The sequence below is a fragment of the Pseudomonas sp. GW821-FHT04C07 genome (assembly GCF_059420325.1).
In genome coordinates this window covers 85,106-103,352 of the sequence record NZ_JBWKTM010000010.1, presented here as the reverse complement: position 1 = coordinate 103,352, position 18,247 = coordinate 85,106, and the positions used below count along the sequence as shown (strand labels likewise).

15 protein-coding genes, 1 tRNA gene and 2 pseudogenes are annotated in these 18,247 nt (G+C 57.1%); 13 read left to right on the top strand and 5 right to left on the bottom strand.

The annotated features are described in order from the left end of the window. The first annotated feature begins 3 nt into the window (after positions 1-3). The gene (locus AC07UI_RS18975; RefSeq protein ID WP_494993956.1) at positions 4-954 is read left to right on the top strand and encodes an alpha-E domain-containing protein; all 951 of its coding nucleotides are present in this window, start codon (positions 4-6) and stop codon (positions 952-954) included. Continuing rightward, a complete protein-coding gene (locus tag AC07UI_RS18970; RefSeq protein ID WP_494993955.1) occupies positions 951-1,754 on the top strand; it encodes a transglutaminase family protein in 804 nt (267 codons plus the stop codon). The genes AC07UI_RS18975 and AC07UI_RS18970 overlap by 4 nt, the downstream gene beginning before the upstream one ends. 105 nt (positions 1,755-1,859) lie before the next feature. Here the strand turns inward: AC07UI_RS18970 and AC07UI_RS18965 are convergent, their stop codons facing one another. Further along, positions 1,860-2,666 (bottom strand): c-type cytochrome, encoded by an 807-nt coding sequence (locus AC07UI_RS18965; RefSeq protein ID WP_494993954.1) that lies wholly within the window; start codon positions 2,664-2,666, stop codon positions 1,860-1,862. 728 nt (positions 2,667-3,394) lie between these two features. On the opposite strand from AC07UI_RS18965, the gene AC07UI_RS18960 reads away from it, so the two are divergent. The 3 genes from AC07UI_RS18960 (at position 3,395) to AC07UI_RS18950 (ending at position 7,607) form a co-directional block, all read left to right on the top strand. Further along, entirely contained in the window at positions 3,395-4,600 is a 1,206-nt protein-coding gene (locus AC07UI_RS18960; RefSeq protein ID WP_494993953.1) for an acetyl-CoA C-acetyltransferase, read from the top strand. A 25-nt stretch (positions 4,601-4,625) separates the two neighbouring features. Further along, positions 4,626-6,770, top strand: a complete 2,145-nt coding sequence (locus AC07UI_RS18955) for a 3-hydroxyacyl-CoA dehydrogenase NAD-binding domain-containing protein (protein ID WP_494993952.1) — start codon at positions 4,626-4,628, stop codon at positions 6,768-6,770. 108 nt (positions 6,771-6,878) lie between these two features. After that, entirely contained in the window at positions 6,879-7,607 is a 729-nt protein-coding gene (locus tag AC07UI_RS18950) for an amidotransferase (protein ID WP_494993951.1), read from the top strand. Between the two features lie 115 nt (positions 7,608-7,722). Here AC07UI_RS18950 and AC07UI_RS18945 read toward each other — a convergent pair whose 3' ends face one another. From AC07UI_RS18945 to AC07UI_RS18935, 3 genes are all read right to left on the bottom strand, one after another. After that, complete coding sequence (locus AC07UI_RS18945) at positions 7,723-8,694, bottom strand: magnesium and cobalt transport protein CorA (protein WP_494993950.1); 972 nt, start codon at positions 8,692-8,694, stop codon at positions 7,723-7,725. 133 nt (positions 8,695-8,827) lie between these two features. Then, entirely contained in the window at positions 8,828-9,550 is a 723-nt protein-coding gene (locus AC07UI_RS18940; RefSeq protein ID WP_494993949.1) for a lysophospholipid acyltransferase family protein, read from the bottom strand. 215 nt (positions 9,551-9,765) lie between these two features. Next, positions 9,766-10,455: a crotonase/enoyl-CoA hydratase family protein gene (locus AC07UI_RS18935; RefSeq protein ID WP_494993948.1), complete on the bottom strand. Its 690-nt coding sequence runs from the start codon at positions 10,453-10,455 to the stop codon at positions 9,766-9,768. A 318-nt stretch (positions 10,456-10,773) separates the two neighbouring features. Here AC07UI_RS18935 and AC07UI_RS18930 point away from each other — a divergent pair. The 7 genes and pseudogenes from AC07UI_RS18930 to AC07UI_RS18900 all read left to right on the top strand — a co-directional run. After that, positions 10,774-10,863 (top strand) — tRNA-Ser (locus AC07UI_RS18930). Positions 10,864-11,251: 388 nt separating this feature from the next. Continuing rightward, positions 11,252-11,513, top strand: a pseudogene (locus AC07UI_RS18925) (DUF4113 domain-containing protein); the annotation flags it as partial. Positions 11,514-11,685: 172 nt separating this feature from the next. Continuing rightward, positions 11,686-12,615: a LysR family transcriptional regulator gene (locus AC07UI_RS18920; RefSeq protein ID WP_494993947.1), complete on the top strand. Its 930-nt coding sequence runs from the start codon at positions 11,686-11,688 to the stop codon at positions 12,613-12,615. Positions 12,616-12,859: 244 nt separating this feature from the next. Beyond that, a complete protein-coding gene (gene tcuA / locus AC07UI_RS18915; protein WP_494993946.1) occupies positions 12,860-14,314 on the top strand; it encodes an FAD-dependent tricarballylate dehydrogenase TcuA in 1,455 nt (484 codons plus the stop codon). Next, positions 14,301-15,458, top strand: coding sequence for a tricarballylate utilization 4Fe-4S protein TcuB (tcuB, locus tag AC07UI_RS18910; protein WP_494993945.1), 1,158 nt, complete (start codon positions 14,301-14,303; stop codon positions 15,456-15,458). The genes tcuA and tcuB overlap by 14 nt, the downstream gene beginning before the upstream one ends. Before the next feature lie 47 nt (positions 15,459-15,505). Then, on the top strand, positions 15,506-16,819 hold the full coding sequence (locus AC07UI_RS18905) for an MFS transporter (RefSeq protein WP_494993944.1): 1,314 nt from the start codon (positions 15,506-15,508) through the stop codon (positions 16,817-16,819). Positions 16,820-17,142: 323 nt separating this feature from the next. After that, a pseudogene (locus tag AC07UI_RS18900) lies at positions 17,143-17,397 on the top strand (OprD family outer membrane porin); the annotation flags it as partial. Here the strand turns inward: AC07UI_RS18900 and AC07UI_RS18895 are convergent. Beyond that, positions 17,331-17,717, bottom strand: coding sequence for an Arm DNA-binding domain-containing protein (locus tag AC07UI_RS18895; RefSeq protein ID WP_494993943.1), 387 nt, complete (start codon positions 17,715-17,717; stop codon positions 17,331-17,333). The pseudogene AC07UI_RS18900 and the gene AC07UI_RS18895 overlap by 67 nt on opposite strands. A gap of 190 nt (positions 17,718-17,907) precedes the next feature. Between AC07UI_RS18895 and AC07UI_RS18890 the strand changes: the two genes are divergently transcribed. Continuing rightward, positions 17,908-18,162: a hypothetical protein gene (locus AC07UI_RS18890; protein WP_494993942.1), complete on the top strand. Its 255-nt coding sequence runs from the start codon at positions 17,908-17,910 to the stop codon at positions 18,160-18,162. Positions 18,163-18,247: the final 85 nt, after the last annotated feature.

The following is an 18,247-nucleotide window of genomic DNA, read 5'->3' as shown; positions in this document are numbered from 1 at the left end:
GCCATGTTAAGTAGAACTGCCTCGGATTTGTATTGGATGTCGCGTTACCTGGAGCGGGCGGAAAACCTTGCACGGATGCTCGATGTCAGTTATTCGCTGTCGTTGATGCCGCAGGACGGCCGTGGTGACGGTTTGCATGAGCTGGCGATGCCGCTGATGATCACCGGTACGCTGGATGACTATCTGGAGCGTCACGGTGCGTTGCATGCTGAACGGCTGCTGCACTTTTTCGCGCTGGACGCGGCCAACCCTGCGAGCATCTACAGCTGCCTGGGTGCCGCACGGGCCAGTGCTCATGCGGTGCGTGGGCGAATCACCGCCGACATGTGGGAAAACATCAATGCCACTTGGCTTGAGATTCGCGGTATCGCCGAACAAGGCCTTAGCCGCTACGGCATGAGCCGTTTTTGCGAGTGGATCAAGGAGCGTTCCCATCTGTTTCGCGGTGCTTCCTACGGCACCATCATGCGTAACGATGCATTTCGTTTTATCCGCCTCGGTACGTTTATCGAACGGGCCGATAACACCCTGCGCTTGCTGGATGCTCGTTACGAAATGGCCGGCGATCAGGCCGAAGCGGTCAGCGACGGCACCGCCCACGCTTACTACCAGTGGAGCGCTTTGCTGCGCGCGCTGTCCTCGTTCGAGGCCTATACCGAGATCTACCGCGACGCGCCCGGTGCGCGTCACGTTGCCGAGCTGTTGCTGTTGCGGGCCGATGTACCGCGTTCCCTGCGTGCCTGTACCGAGGAGATCGACCAGATACTCGCCAGCCTGCCGGGCACCAACGGTCGACCGGCGCAACGCCTGGCGGCGGAGATAGACGCGAGTCTGCGTTACACCGGCATCAACGAAATCCTCGACGAAGGCCTGCACACCTGGCTTACCGAATTCATCCCGCTGGTGCGCCAGTTGGGCAACGCTATTCACAGTTCCTACCTGGAGGCTGCATGAGACTTTCCATTAGCCACGAGACCACCTATCACTACGAAGATCAGGTGCGGGCGAGCATCCAGTATTTACGTCTGACCCCCCACGACAGCGAGCGTCAGCACGTCCTCAGTTGGCAGCTCGAGCTGCCGCGGCCGGTGCGTGCCCAATTGGACCCGTTCGGCAATATCCTGCATGTGTTGACCATGGACGAGCCGCATGAAGCGATCATCATCGGCGCCCGTGGGCAAGTGGACATCGATGAAAAGCGTGAAGCCGAACATGAGAGCCAGTCGGCGCTGCCATTCCTGCGTTTCACGCGCTTGACCGAGGCGGATGAGGCCTTGCGTGCCTTTGCCCAAAAGCAATGCCGCACACGCCGTGATCGCAGCGGGTTGATCGACTTGATGCACGGCCTTAACCAGCACATGACCTATACACCAGGCTCCACTGAAATCGAAACCAGCGCCGCGGAGGCCTTCGCCGGACGTGCCGGGGTCTGTCAGGACCATACCCATGCGTTTCTCGCCTGCACGCGTAGCCTGGGCATTCCTGCGCGCTATGTGTCGGGCTATCTGTACAGCGAGAACAGTGAACACCTGGCCAGCCACGCCTGGGCCGAAGCCTGGCTCGACGATGCCTGGTACAGTTTTGATGTGACCAATCAACTGGCCAGGCCCGAGCGTCATTTGAAACTGGCGGTCGGCCTCGACTACCTGGACGCCTGCCCGGTACGTGGCATGCGCCGCGGCGGTGGTTGCGAGCAGATGCACGCCAAAGTCTTCGTCTCACCGACGCCGACTATTTCGGTTCAGCAGCAATAAAAGGGGATACCGCATCGCGAGCAAGCTCGCTCCTACATCGCGTTATCTTGTAGGAGCGAGCTTGCTCGCGATGAGGCCGGAACAGGCAACACAAGACTCAAACCATTATGGCTGCTGCTTACGTCCGGCCATATGCTTCAAATACCCCACCAACAAGTCCAGCTCCGTATCCGGTAGCACGGTTGCGGAGAAGCCGGGCATTTTCGCCTGTGGCCAATGGCGCAGGCTTTGCGGATCGCGGATATAGCGTTTGAGAAAGTCGGCACCGAAGTATTCGGTAGGGTTGAACGGGATATTCAGGTCAGGACCAAACTGCGCGTCACCCGCGCCGTTCAGACGATGGCAGGCCAGACAGTTCTTCTGGAACAACGCAAAACCCTGATTCACCGGATCACCGGGCACCAGCTTCGGATCAGGGCGCAGGGCCGGGAAACGCTCGGAAACGGCGGCCAGTTTTTTGATACTGGCAACCTGGAAGGGCCATTGTTCAGGGCTGATCTGGCCGGCTTGCGGGTTGAGCCAGACCAGATAGAACGGCCCGGCACTTGGCTTGCCCTCGGCCAATGGCGGCCAGGGTTTCTGTGGGTCTTCCACCGCGAGCCAGGCCTGAGCACCGTCGCGATTGAGCAACGGCGCGGCGGCCAGCTCGGCGGCAAAACCGTCAAGCGCTACTGCTTGCAGATGGTCGTCAGCGTTAATGCCAGTCAGCAATGCCGACAGAGGCACGGCGCGATAGCTCATCTCTCGCTTGTAGGAAACATCGTCAGAAACTCTGATCGTCCGGGTTTGAGGGTGCTTGAGCAATTCCTCGGTTTGCCAGGTTCGACTACCCGCACCCAGGTCCAGGACCAGTTGTGCGGCGTACAGGGGCGTGCTGAGCAGCAAGGCCCAAAGCAAAATGAAAGGTTTCAATTGATCGCCGTAATGTCGTCAGAAATTTCGTCGCCCGGCAGGATGTCCTGGGGTGGGGAGACGTGATCGACCACGGCGCACTTGAGCTTCCGGATCTTGCCCAAAGGTTGGCACACAAGCGCCTGCCCCGGTAGTGAACCGGGGCACAATTGTAATGCGGCGCTGTAAAACGGCCACACCTTTAGCCGATCACTCTGGTGAGGTTCGGCAAGATGAGGATCAGTGTGGTGGCGAATAGAATGAGCCCGGCCTGACGTACTTTCGATTGTTTGAACATGGCTGACTGCCTTTTTTGTTATGTCCTGAGCGTCAAATGCTTGCCTGCATATCTCCATGACGGCAAAGCGTTGTACTTCCTTTCTGAGGAGGGTCTCGGCAAAGCCCGACGACCACCTCCTACGGTTTACCTTAGGGGCCGCATTGCACTTGGTTTAGATCCATTTCGTATCAACCATTGGCTAAACGCTTTAAAAAAGGCATGAGGTTTATTGCCAGTTGCTTGGCCGCCCTTTGGCTAGACAGTTCCGTTGCTCAATCCTCGTTTTCAATTAGCTCGCTACCGTTCGTCTGAGCGTGACCGTCAAGGTCAGTGAGCGCTTCGGTCATTGAATCCATCGCTGCTGCGCGTAGGGTCTGTTGATGTTTGGTGACGATTCGCCACCAAACATCAACAGACCCTAATGTGAGAACTCAGCAATTACTCACCTGTACTGCGGTTCGAGGACGTCATGACTGAAGCTTTGATTTTCGATGCGTTACGCACGCCCCGTGGCAAAGGCAAGGCCGATGGCGCCTTGCACAGCGTCAAGCCAGTGAACCTGCTGGCCGGGTTGCTGAGTGCTCTGCAACAGCGCACGGAACTCGATACCAGCCAGGTGGATGACATTGTGCTCGGCTGCGTGACGCCGGTCGGTGATCAGGGCGCCGATATTGCCAAGACTGCCGCCTTCGTTGCCGATTGGGAGGTGAGCGTGGCCGGCCTGCAAATCAACCGTTTCTGCGCTTCGGGGCTGGAAGCGGTCAATCTCGGCGCCATGAAAGTGCGCTCCGGGTTCGAGGATCTCGTGGTGGTGGGTGGCGTCGAGTCCATGTCGCGTGTACCGATGGGCAGCGACGGCGGTGCCTGGGCACTTGACCCGCAAACCAACATGCACAGCCATTTCGCGCCCCAGGGCATCGGCGCGGACCTGATCGCCACGCTTGAAGGCTTCAGCCGCCAGGATGTCGACACCTTCGCGCTGCACTCCCAGCAAAAAGCCGCACGGGCGAGGGCGGACGGTTCCTTCAAGAAGTCGTTGATACCGGTGCAGGATCAAAACGGCATTATCCTGCTCGATCACGATGAGTTCATCCGCGCCGGCTCCACGCTGGAAGGCCTGGGCAATCTCAAACCCAGTTTTGAAATGATCGGGCAAATGGGCTTCGACGCTACGGCGTTGCGGGTCTACAGCCATGTGGAGCGCATCAACCATGTCCACACCCCAGGCAACAGCTCGGGGATTGTCGACGGTGCCGCACTGATGCTGATTGGCTCTGAATCCAAAGGTCGCGAGCTGGGTTTGCAGCCGCGCGCGCGTGTGGTCGCCACGGCGGTCATCAGTACCGATCCGACCATCATGCTTACCGGTCCCGCCCCGGCCACCCGCAAAGCGCTGGCCAGGGCCGGGTTGCGGGTCGAAGACATCGACCTGTTCGAGGTCAACGAGGCCTTTGCTTCGGTCGTGCTGAAATTCATCAAGGACATGGCCATCGACCCGGACAAGGTCAATGTCAATGGCGGCTCCATCGCCATGGGCCACCCGCTTGGCGCGACCGGTTGCGCGATCCTCGGCACCTTGCTCGATGAACTGGAAGTGCGGCGCCTGCGCTACGGCCTGGCGACCCTCTGTGTCGGCGGCGGCATGGGTATTGCCACCATCATCGAACGCCTCTGAGCCCTGACATCAAGGAAGCACTTTCATGACTGATGCTATCCGTTACGAAAAAGGTCAGGACCAGATCGTCGTCCTGACTATCGACCTGCCGGGCCAGACAGCCAACACCATGAACGCAGTCTACCGAGATGCCATGGCCGCCAGCGTTGCACAGCTGGTAGCCGACGGAGAGTCGATCGCCGGGGTGATCATCACCTCCGCGAAGAAAACCTTCTTTGCCGGTGGCGACCTCAATGAACTGATCAAGGTGGGCAAGCCCGAAGCCAAAGCCTTCTACGACATGGTGCTGTCGCTCAAAGGTCAACTGCGCACGCTGGAGACCTTGGGTAAACCGGTGGTTGCCGCGATCAACGGCGCGGCACTGGGCGGTGGTTGGGAGATTTGCCTGGCGTGCCATCATCGGGTGGCGCTGGACAGCAAGTCGCTGCAGATCGGTTTGCCGGAAGTGACTCTCGGCCTGCTACCGGGCGGCGGCGGTGTGGTGCGCATGGTGCGCATGCTGGGGCTGGAAAAAGCCTTGCCGTACCTGCTTGAAGGCAAAAAAGTCACACCGCAACAAGCACTGCAGGCCGGATTGATTGATCAGCTGGCAGCTGACCGCAATGAGCTGTTGGCCAAGGCCCGGGCGTGGATCGTCGCCAACCCGGCGGTCAAGCAGCGCTGGGACATGAGTGGTTACCAGATTCCCGGTGGTACACCGTCCCATCCAGAAGTGGCGCAGATGCTGGCCATTGCGCCGTCGATCCTGCGCAGCAAAACCTATGGCTGCCTGCCGGCTCCAGAGAAAATCCTCTGTGCGGCGGTGGAGGGCGCCCAGGTCGATTTCGACACTGCGCAATTGATCGAAACCCGCTACTTCACCGAGCTGACCACCGGCCAGGTGGCGAAAAACATGATTGGTACTTTCTGGTTCCAACTCAACCAGATCAATGCCGGTAGCTCCCGGCCACAAGGATTCGCACCCTATGTGACACACAAGGTCGGTGTCCTCGGCGCGGGCATGATGGGCGCCGGGATTGCCTACGTCAGCGCCGTGGCCGGTATCGAGGTGGTACTCAAGGACATCAACCTCGCTGCCGCCGAAAAGGGCAAAGCGCACTCGGCGGCGTTGCTCGACAAAAAACTCGCTCGCGGGCAACTGACTGCCGAGCAGCGGGAAATCACCCTGGCGCGAATCAAAACCACCGAGCAGGATGCTGACCTGGCCGGTTGCGACCTGATCATCGAAGCGGTGTTCGAAGATCGTGAGTTGAAAGCCAGGGTTACGTCCGCTGCGCAGCGCGTGGTCGGTGCCGATGCGGTCATTGCGTCCAACACGTCTACCTTACCCATCAGCGGCCTCGCCGCTGCCGTGCCGCAGCAGGAAAAGTTTATTGGTCTGCACTTCTTCAGCCCGGTAGAAAAAATGCCGCTGGTGGAAATCATCAAAGGGGGCAACACCAGTGATGAAACCCTGGCTCGTGGTTTTGATTTCGTACTGCAAATCAAGAAAACCCCGATTGTGGTGAACGACAGCCGTGGGTTCTTTACTTCGCGGGTGTTCGGCACCTTCACCAACGAAGGCATCGCCATGCTTGGCGAAGGCATTTCGGCACCGATGATCGAAACCGAAGCGCGCAAGGCCGGGATGCCTATTGGTCCGTTGGCGATTTCCGACGAAGTATCCCTGAGCCTGATGAGCCATATCCGTCAGCAAACCGCCAAGGATCTGCAAGCCGAAGGGAAACCGCTGACGCAGCATCCGGCCTTTGCCGTGATCGATCTACTGCTCGATGACTACAAACGCCCGGGCAAAGCGGCGGGTGGGGGGTTCTACGACTATCCGGCCGGGGGGCCAAAGCACCTGTGGCCGGAGTTGAAAAAGCGCTTCGAAAAAGCCGACGCTCAGATATCAGCACAAGACGTACGAGATCGCTTGCTGTTCGTGCAGGCAATCGAAACCGTGCGCTGTGTGGAGGAGGGCGTGCTGCACTCGACGGCCGACGCCAACATCGGTTCGATCTTCGGCATAGGCTTCGCGGCCTGGACCGGTGGCGCGTTGCAGTTCATCAACCAATACGGCCTGAAGGACTTCATTGCCCGCGCCCGGTACCTGGCCGAGCAATATGGCAAACGTTTCGCACCGCCGGCATTGCTGTTGGAGAAAGCGGCTCAAGGGAAGCTGTTCTGACCGAAGGTTCCCGACTGCCCGGCGGTACGTTCCGGGCTTGCCTTGCAACGGCATTTCAAGGCAGGCTCAAACGTGCGCACTATCGCCTAATCGTGTCAGGTACTTTTTATGTCGTTACGCATCTGCATTCTGGAAACCGACATCTTGCGTCCAGAACTGGTCGATCAATATCAGGGTTATGGGCAGATGTTCCAGCGCCTGTTCTCACAGCAACCGATCGCTGCCGAGTTCACCGTCTACAACGTGATGCAAGGCGACTACCCCAGCGATGATTTGAGTTTCGATGCCTATCTGGTCACTGGCAGCAAGGCCGATTCCTTTGGCACTGATCCGTGGATTCAAACCCTCAAGACTTACCTGTTGGCGCGCTACGAGCGTGGCGACAAGCTGCTGGGCATCTGCTTCGGCCATCAGCTGCTGGCGTTGCTGCTGGGCGGCAAGAGCGAGCGCGCGACCCAGGGCTGGGGTGTCGGTACCCACAGCTACACATTGGCCGCCAAAGCGCCGTGGATGAGTCCGGTGGTCGAAGAGCTGACCTTGTTGATCAGTCATCAGGATCAGGTCACCGCGCTGCCGGAAAACGCCACGGTGATCGCCTCCAGCGATTTTTGCCCGTTCGCCGCCTATCACATCAACGATCAGGTTCTGTGTTTCCAGGGCCACCCTGAGTTCATCCACGACTATTCGCGCGCGTTGCTGGAGATCCGTCAGCAGCACCTTGGCGAGCAGGTCTACCAGAAAGGCGTAGCCAGCCTGGCCCATGAACACCACGGCGCCACTGTGGCGGAGTGGATGATGCGATTCGTTGCCCATAAGCCGAAGGCTGAATCCGCTTAAGCCCCTGTAGCCGCTGCCGCAGGCTGCGATAAGTCCCGTAGGGGCTTTTGCGGTTCGAAAAGCACGCCCGATCCTCGGTCGATCGCAGCGTGCGGCAGCGGCTACAAAAGAGCGCTTACAGCCACCCCGACCGCTTGAAGCTCGCCCACAACGCGACACAACCCACCGCAATAAACCCCATCACCGAAAAATAACCGTAGTGCCAGCTCAGCTCAGGCATGTTCTGGAAGTTCATCCCATAAATCCCGGCTATAGCCGTCGGGAGCGCCAGAATCGCCGCCCAGGCTGCGAACTTGCGTTGCACCACGCTTTGCCGCGACGCCTCCAGCAACACACCGATCTCGATGGTCTGGCTGGCGATATCGCGCAACGTTGCCAGGTCTTCCATCTGCCGTGTCACATGAATCTGCACGTCGCGGAAGTACGGGCGCATACTTTTGTCGATAAACGGAAACGTCAGCTTCTGCAGTTCTTCGCTGATCTCTACCATCGGCGCCGCGTATCGGCGCAAGCGCAGCAAATCCTGGCGCAAGCCATGCAGATTCTGGATATCGCGTTCATTCAGTGAACTGCTCAGCACGTTGCGTTCCAGCTCATTGATTTCGGCATGAATCGCCTCGCTGACCGGCTGATAGTTTTCGATGACGAAATCGAGCAGGGCGTAGAGCACAAAGTCTTCGCCATGACCGAGCAACAGCGGTCGCGCCTCGCAACGTTGACGCACATGGGCGTAGGACGCCGAATGGCCGTAGCGGGCGGTGATAATGTAACCCTTGCCGGCGAAAATGAGAGTCTCGATAAACTCCAGTTTGCCCTCGTGGCGAATTGGCGAGTAAATCACGATAAACAGCGCGTCACCGAAGGTTTCCAGCTTCGGTCGGCTGTGTTTTTCCAGGGCGTCTTCAATGGCCAGTTCGTGCAGGTTGAACTGTTTTTGCAGGCTGGCCAGCTCTTGAGGGGTGGGCTCTTCCAGGCCGATCCAGACGAAATGGTCAGGTTTTGCGGCCCAGACACTGCCTTCATCGAGGGTGATGTTGGTGATTCTCTTACCAGCGCTGTAAACGGCAGCAGCAACGACTCTACCCATAATGGTTGTCCGCTTTTTATTATCAAATGGCAGTGGCAGGCATGGTGCAACTTAGCGTGCTCTACCTGATCAGAGTCAGCAACAACGCGGTAGTTCGCAAGCAAAAAAAAGCCCGCACGAGGCGAGCTTGGCATCAGGCCGGTTGTAGCTGCTGATCCATCGACTCGATGCACGCGCGCATCTGCTCGCGGCACTGGGCGATCAACATCGGCATATCGTCCAGGCTCAACCCGGCGGTGGGAATCGCCGGCAGCGAGCGAATCAGGATTTTGCCGCTGCGCCAACGGTTCAGGCGCATTTGCTTGATATAGCTGCTGACACACACCGGGACGATCGGCACCCCGGCGGCAATGGCCATTTGAAATGCGCCTTTCTTGAATGGCAGCAACTCTTCGCCGAGGTTGCGCGTGCCTTCCGGAAACACCCAGATCGAGGTGTCCTTGTGCCGCAACGTGTGGGTGGTGGTCAGCATTGATTGACGGGCCTTGTGGGCGTTGCCACGGTCGATCAGCACATTCCCCGCGAGCCAGAACAACTGCCCGAATAACGGTACCCATTTCAGGCTCTTCTTGCCGATGCACACTGTGCGCCGCGGCACTATGTTGCCGAGCACGAACAAATCATAGTTGGACTGGTGATTGGCGATGATCACGCAACCTGGGGGGTTGTCCATCAGTGGACCGACCTCGGCCTTTACCCGCAGGCGCAAAATACACATGGCCGGCCAGGCGTAGAGACGGGCGCACAAACGACTGTTATCCGGATTGAACGGTCGGCACAGCCCGAGCAATACCCCGAGCACGCCAGCGCTGATAAAGTGCAGGCTCATCAATAACATACGAAACAAATACAGCATTTACAGGCCCGCCGGGACAAAAGGTGGCGCAGTGTACGGATGTGCACTGTTTTCGGCAATTGCCTGTATAGACGTGGGAGATGGCCGATGTTTAAGCGCATGTTTCCGACTTATAGCGTCAGATGCGGTTTAGAGCGGCCGAGGGACTTTAAACGGCGGGTACAAGAAAAAGCCCGGCTATAGAGGCCGGGCTTTCTCATTGATGCGCTCGAGCGTTAGCCCAAATGTTCCTGGTCCTGGATGATCGCGTTATCCAGCGTCTCCAGCAGTGCCTTGCGCACTTTCAGCTTGGTGTTCTTGTGGGCGGTCATGTTGATCTTCTTCAATTGACGCGCGGCTGCCAGCGCAGCGGCTTGCAACTCTTGCGGTGCCACGACCTTGTCGAGGAAGCCCGCATCCACCGCGCCTTGCGGGTCAAACATCTCGCCGTTGATCACCGAACGATGGAATGCCGACTTGCGCAAGCGATCACGGGCCAGCTCGATACCGGCGTGGTGCATGGTCATGCCGATCTGAACTTCGTTCAGGCCAATGCTGAACGGACCCTCGACACCGATCCGGTAATCGGCCGACAACAGGATAAAGGCACCCTTGGCCACCGCGTGCCCGGGGCAGGCGACAATGACCGGGAAGGGGTGAGACAACAGGCGACGAGCCAGGGTCGACCCCGACGTCACCAGGCTGACCGCTTCCTTAGGGCCGGCTGTCATCACCTTCAAGTCATAACCGCCCGACAGAATCCCTGGCTGACCGGTAATGATCACTACCGCACGATCCTTCTCTGCCTGGTCCAGCGCAGCATTGAAAGCAGCTATCACGTCCGGGGAAATGGCATTGACCTTGCCATTGCTCAAGGTCAGGGTCGCGATACCGTCTTCGAGGTGGTAAGAAATCAACTCACTCATGACGCTATTCCTTGTAATGAAGTGGGGCAGACGTTACCCACCGCGGTAGGTCAGGTAAAGCGCCGTGACTGACTGATGAGTCAGCCTTTGTCCGCCCGGCAAGCGTAGCCGGCCACGCCGGCGGCGTATTGCTCTCTATATAGAGGTGAAGGCCAGGCCAGAGATTGGCCGGTTTGCCATGGCCGAACACAAGGTCCAATCGCGCCGAGCGACATAAATGCCTAAGCGCATGAAAATTCTGAAAAAAATATTTGCCATCGGAAAAGCTTTCGACTACATTAGCGCGCCTCGACAGACAGAACATGTTTGAAGAGATACGGTGAAGTGTCCGAGTGGCTTAAGGAGCACGCCTGGAAAGTGTGTATACAAGAAATTGTATCGAGAGTTCGAATCTCTCCTTCACCGCCACATTTAAACGTTAAAGCCCTGATTATTCGGGGCTTTTTCGTTTCTGCGTTTCTGAAAAAAAATCCAGCCCATACTTTGGCCCATACCCTGGACGGCTCAGTGCTTTACGACCAAAGGCTGATTTTTCGACAGTTTCTAAGCGGTGCAGCCCAGCAGCGGTCCATCGATCGATCTGACTCGCCTCGTTGTAATCGGGATCATCATTTGACCGACATCAACGCACGAACGCTTGCCAGCGATTGTCTGTTGGCGCCGACGCCGAATTGACCCAGTTACCGAGATGCCACTGACCCAGTCTGATTCCTCGTGAACCATTTCCTGTGCTGGATTTCTGCCGATTGGAGTTGGGTCAGTCTTGCGTCGGCACGTAGGTCAATTCGGAGTCGGTGCCAACACCAAGGTTCTGCTACTCAATCTTTGCCAACCGGGTGAGTACACCGATGATCTGTTCGCAATGTCCCAGCCGAACGAAGCGAGCAGGATTAGGGCGGTGCTGGACAAGATCAACGGGCGGTGGGGCAGGGGGACATTGCGGGCGGCCAGTGTGCTGAGTCACCCGGATTGGGGGGATGCGAAGGGAGATAATGAGTCAGAGTGTAGGCGCTGATGCGGAATCGCCCATCTGCTGGGGCAAGACTGCCCTAACATAAATAGGTAGATACCCAGCACAGGCGGCTCAGGATACTAAACACCTCCCAGCCTTAAACGAATAAAAGACAAAGGAAAAAGCCGACCTATTGGTAATCACCCAGCCAATGGCCGACACGAAGTTCAGGCAAAAGGTAGACTACTTGTTTATCCTTCGTCCGGAGTCGCTTCCCCTTGGAACTCAAGCAACTGCGCTATTTCGTGAAGATCGTCGAGCATGGCAGCCTTGGCCGTGCTGCATTGGAGCTGGACGTCGGCGTCTCAGCGCTAAGCCAACAGATCGGCAAGCTTGAGAGTGAACTGTCGACTCGCCTGCTAAACCGTACCAGCACTGGCGTGACTCCGACCAGCGCCGGGTTCGCCTTCCTGCACCACGCCCAGTTGACCTTACGCCAGGCGGAGAACGCGATCCTGGCAGCACATCGCGGGCGCATGAGTGGATACGTCAGTGTCGGTCTGCCACCCACCACTGCCACGGTTCTAGCGCTGCCGTTGATCAATGCAATGCGCGAGCGTTACCCGGACATCCAGCTGCACCTGGTGGAGATGCTGTCCGGGCACCTCGCGGCGCAGCTCAATGCGCGGCAGATCGATCTGGCAATCCTGTTTCAACTCGAAGGAGGCAAGCGCTGGAGCGTGACGCCGTTGCTGGACGAAAAACTATTCGTGATTACCTCCCGAGAACTGCCAGGCGCACCGCGCGGCGACAGCGTGCAACTGGCAGATATTGGTCAACTGCCTCTGGTGATGCCCAGCTCCCAACATGGGCTGCGTGCGACTCTGATGACCGCATTTGAACGCTCGGGCGTGACGCCTAACATCATCATGGAGGTAGACGGACTAGTCGTGCTGATGAACGCGGTACGGGCCGGACACGCCGCTACGATTCAACCAGGTGCCGCCGCAGCATTAGAAGGGGCATCGGGACTGTCGCTGGTACAGATCGCTGATGCGCACGTTGGGCGTAGGAATTTGCTGGCGACTCTTGCTGACGACGAACTATCCCCCGCTGCTCTGGCGACGCGGGTCGTGATAACCGATGTAGTGCGGCACTTGGTCAATGATCGGCAGTGGCCCGGAGCGCGTTTGATTGAGGAAATTTGAGACTTAGAACAATATCACCGAACGTATGCCTTACAGGCAATGCCGCCCACTCAATAGTTGTTCGCCTCGCATACCGTTGCGATCAAAGGGGCCGCTGCCCGAAGAGGATTCACTTCTCCCCTCTTTAGCAAAACTAAAGCCCCCATGTAAAAACCCGCCTTTCGCCCCCTTGGACGTCGCACTACTGTTCGCCCACTTGCCAGCAGCAACTCGTTCCCGTCTGCTTGCGAATTGAGGAGAAACGATGGTCGATGTTTTGGTTATAGGTGGCGGTAACGCGGCCTTGTGCGCGGCGCTGATGGCGCGGGAAGCCGGTGCCAGCGTGATGTTGCTGGAAGGCTCGCCAAAGGTCTGGCGCGGTGGTAATTCACAACACACGCGCAACCTGCGCTGTATGCATGATGCGCCGCAGGATGTGCTGGTCGACGCGTATCCGGAAGAAGAATATTGGCAGGACTTGCTCAAAGTTACCGGCGGCATCACCAATGAAAAATTGGCACGCATTGCCATTCGCGCCTCTTCCTCGTGTCGCGACTGGATGCGATCCCACGGCGTGCATTTCCAACCGCCGCTGTCCGGCGCGTTGCATGTAGCGCGCACCAATGCGTTCTTTATGGGCGGAGGCAAGGCACTGGTCAATGCGTACTTTCGTAGCGCTGAACGCCTAGGCGTCAAGATTCGCTACAACGCTCAAGTAACCGATATCGAGCTGAAAGATGGAAAATTCGTCGCCGCACACATAGGCGAGCGCGAGGTCGATGGACAGCATTTGCCTGCCGAACGTGTTGAAGCCCGCTCCTGCGTGCTGGCAGCAGGTGGCTTCGAATCCAACCGCGAATGGCTGCGCGAGGCCTGGGGCCAAAACGAACGTGGCGAATGGCCGTCGGATAACTTTCTGATCCGTGGCACGCGTTTCAATACCGGGGTGTTGCTGCGCCGCATGCAGGATCTCGGCGCTGACATCATAGGCGATCCGACACAGGCGCACATGGTCGCCATCGACGCCCGGGCGCCGCTTTACGACGGTGGGATCTGCACCCGCATCGACTGCGTGTCGTTGGGCGTGGTGGTCAACCGCGACGGCGAGCGCTTCTACGACGAAGGCGAAGATTTCTGGCCCAAGCGCTATGCAATCTGGGGTCGGCTGGTGGCTGGTCAACCCAACCAGCAGGCGTATTCGATCATCGACCAGCAGGCGATCGGCCGCTTCATGCCGCCGGTTTTTCCCGGTACCAAGGCCAACTCACTGCAAGAGCTCGCGCGTCTTCTGGAATTGCCAGAAGCGCAGTTCATGCAAACCATCGAAAACTACAACCGTGCCTGTCAGGTCGGAACTTTCGACCACACCGCCCTGGACGACTGCCACACGAATGACCTGACACCTGCCAAGACACACTGGGCACGGCCTTTGGTCAAACCGCCGTTTTATGGCTATCCGCTTAAACCTGGTGTGACCTTCACCTACCTGGGCTTGGCCACCGACGAAACTGCTGCTGTGTACTTCAAAGGTAAAGCCAGTCCGAATCTGTTTGTCGCCGGAGAAATGATGGCGGGCAACGTGCTGGGCAAGGGATACACCGCCGGCATCGGCATGGCCATAGGCACCGCTTTCGGGCGTATCGCTGGCGTTAAGGCGGCGGCCTCGGTGGGTTTCGGCCCTTCTACTGTGATATCGGAATCTCGTCATGCAACTGTTTGATCCCCAAGCGTCCAGCCAACTGATCCCAGTCCTTAATCTGGAGGAAAGTGAAGTTGAGCGGCAGATGACCATCTGCAATGCCTGTCGCTATTGCGAAGGTTTCTGTGCGGTGTTTCCGGCCATGACCCGGCGTCTGGAGTTCACGCAGGCGGACATCCATTACCTGGCGAACCTATGCCACAACTGCGGCGCTTGCCTTTCGGCGTGCCAGTACGCAGCGCCCCATGAGTTTGCAGTCAATGTGCCTAAAGCAATGGCCAAGGTGCGTCTGAACACTTATGCCGAGTACGTTTGGCCGCAGCCGTTGGGCAAGCTTTACCAACGTAACGGCCTAACCCTGGCTCTGGCTTCAGGTGGCGGGTTGGCGTTGTTTCTGTGCTTGACCCTGGTGGTGATGGGTAATCTGTTCACGGCCATACCGGGTGGCAATTTCTACGGTATTTTCCCGCACAACACACTGGCCCTAATGTTTGGCGCAGTGTTCGGCTTTGCGGCACTGGCCCTGACAATCGGAGTACGAAGCTTCTGGCGTAACGTCTCACCTGCCGACGCGCCGCTACCACTGAAAACCTCTGCCGCCCTGGAAGCCACAGCCAACGTCGCACAGCTCAAGTATCTGGACGGCGGCCACGCAGAAGGCTGCAACAACGACGATGACAAATTCACTTTATGGCGCCGTCGCTTCCACCACTTCACCTTCTACGGCTTCATGCTGTGCTTCGCCGCCACGGCTGTGGCCACGCTCTATCACCTCCTGCTTGACTGGTCTGCCCCATACCCAATTTTCAGTCTGCCGGTGATGCTCGGAATCCTCGGCGGTACCGGCCTGTTGGTGGGCCCGGCCGGATTGCTATGGATGAATCTGCGTCGCAACCCGGAACAGGGAGATGAGAACCAGAAACCCATGGATCGCGGATTCATCGCGCTGCTGTTGCTGGTCAGTTCCAGCGGCCTGGCATTGCTCGCTTTGCGCGAGACCAGCGCCTTGGGCCTGCTGCTGGCAATCCACCTGGGACTGGTTATGGCGTTCTTTCTAACCATGCCCTACAGCAAATTCGCCCACGGTATCTTCCGTAGCGCCGCGCTACTCAAGTACTCCATCGAAAAACGTCTACCCAGCCCGATCAACGCCGGCAGTGACTGACCGTCACAACCTCTATTCCAATAACAATATCGAGTATCACTGTAACCATGACCAAAATAAAAACGGAAAACACCCGATCCCGGACGTCAAAATTCGGCGCCATCATAAGGGTTACCAGCGGCAACTTTCTCGAACAGTTCGACTTCTTTCTGTTCGGGTTCTACGCAACCTACATATCCCAGACGTTCTTCCCTGCAAGCAGTGAGTTCGCCTCGCTGATGATGACCTTCGCCGTATTCGGTTCGGGTTTTCTGATGCGTCCATTGGGCGCCATCGTGCTTGGCGCTTACATCGACAAGGTGGGTCGTCGCAAGGGTTTGATTGTGACTCTGTCGATCATGGCATGCGGCACGGTTCTGATCGCATTGGTACCGGGGTATGCCAGCATTGGAGTCGCGGCACCGATTCTGGTGTTGTTGGGTCGATTGCTTCAGGGCTTCTCGGCTGGCGCAGAACTGGGCGGTGTGTCGGTTTATCTGGCCGAGATCGCAACGCCGGGCCGTACTGGTTTCTACACCAGTTGGCAGTCGGCCAGCCAACAGATCGCGATCATCCTTGCGGCGGCGTTGGGCTATGGGATCAACGCCTATCTGAATGCAACCGAGATAGCTGCGTGGGGCTGGCGCATTCCGTTCTTCATCGGCTGCGTGATCATCCCGTTCATTTTCATCATTCGTCGTTCGTTGCAGGAAACCGAAGCGTTCAAGGCTCGTGCGCATCATCCAAGTACTGCTGAAGTGTTCCGCTCCATGAGGGAAAACTGGCGCACAGTGCTGGCGGGTGGACTGTTGGCATCGATGACCACGACTACCTTCTACCTGATCACCGTATACACCCCGACGTTCGGAAGAACGGTGCTGCACTTGAGCACCACTGATAGCCTGGTGGTGACGTTGTTTGTGGGCCTCACCAATTTCATTTGGTTGCCCATCGGCGGTGCGATTTCAGATCGAATCGGCCGTCGTCCACTGCTGTTGGCGATCTCGCTGCTGTGCATTTTTACAGCGTATCCGGCCATGCATTGGCTTGCTGAGGCCGCCAGTTTTGAGCGGTTGTTGGTGGTCTTGCTGTACTTCTCATTCTTCTTCGGCGTGTACAACGGTGCAATGGTCGCGGCGTTGACTGAAGTCATGCCACAGAATGTGCGGGTGGTGGGTTTTTCTTTGGCCTTCAGCCTGGCGACCGCAATTTTTGGTGGGTTTACCCCGGCGATGTCGACCTTTCTGGTGCAGGCAACCGGTGACAAGGCGTCTCCAGCATATTGGTTGATGTTCGCAGCGTTGTGCGGGTTCTCGGCAACGATGGTCTTGTATCGACAACGTAATAGGTCAGTGGCTGATTTGGCTCAAACCGCCGACTAGCAAAACATATTGACCGAACAACATTTCCCCTGTCTAAAGCATGCTCGTAGAAGTAGTAATGATTATTGCTGAGTGATCCGTTTAGTCAGGGGCTGTATGTTTAATGTGATTGGCGTTATCAGCGTTGATAGGCGATGCTTTGGAATCGGTTAAATAATGGCTGGAAAAGTGGTAGTAGAGATTTAAGTGTTTGAATTTTCGTGCTGCATGTTTTTATATAGATAAAAGCTGTCTGACAGTTATCTGTTTGTATTGTTGCGGATTGGCTGTCTTTTGTATTGATTGTGTTGATTAAAATAAAAAAACCGGAGCGCTATAGGTGAATAAGAAAAAAAGTTTCTATAATTTTTGCGCTGAGCAGTATTGCTCTGAGTACCCAAGCGTATGCTGACTTCCTACGTGATAGTAAAGCTACCTTGGGAGTGAAAAACTACTACTTCAATAACGACAACCGTGATGGCACCGCTGCCCCTTCGAAAACCGAAGAGTGGGCGCAAGGTTTCATGTTGGATTATAAGTCGGGATACACTGATGGCACGATCGGTTTTGGCGTTGATGCTCTGGGTTTGCTGGCCCTGGCTGCATCCTGAGCTAAACGTTCAGCTTCTTTTTCCAGCCATTGCCGCTCCAACTCCTCATCCCGACAGGTAAGCGGATCAACGCCGGACTTACTCAGCTTTCTGGCTTCTGCTGCTTTTTCGCGGGCTACCGCAAGACTTACTTCGGGGTGCCTACCCAGTCCCATGTCTCGGCTCTTGCCAGCGAGCTTGTAGCGAAAGATCCAACTGGCGCCACCGGTACGGCCGAGCTTTAAGTAGAGGCCGTCACCATCGTTGGTCATTCCGGGTAACCCCGATCTGACTATTTTTTCTACCGCTTTTGTCGTTAGAGATGCCATCGATCACCTCCTATGAAAGGCTGACGACTCAATCTAAATGAATGCCAGCCCATACTCCAGCCCATACCTTGGACCCTGGCTTCCCGTAGTTACGCTTGGATCACAAAAGAAAATATCTTCGTCAACTGTATGTTTTTATAGAATTTTTATTGAGGTAATTAACCGACTATGGACTTCTAGAAACACTAAAGTGGCGGACTCCTTCACCGCCATATTAGAAACACGCGAAGCCCCTGACTTTCCTGGAGAAAGTCAGGGGCTTCGTGGTTTCTGTCGTCTGAAAAAAGGCGGTTTGGGACCAGCGCCAGGGATTCAGGGCATGTTCAAGGATGCCAATGACGTCCGGACCGTCCTCATTCGTCAGCGGATGACTGGCCTGGGTGTGAGCCGAAACCGTACCTTCTCGCCGGATTTTTTTGATCCCTTTTTCGCCACCTATACTTAATGCACCGTAGGCGGACGCGCTGAATGTTCCGTTCGGATGGGGGGGCTGGAAAGGCTGCAAAGGCACCATCTGCAGCTTGTTGGGA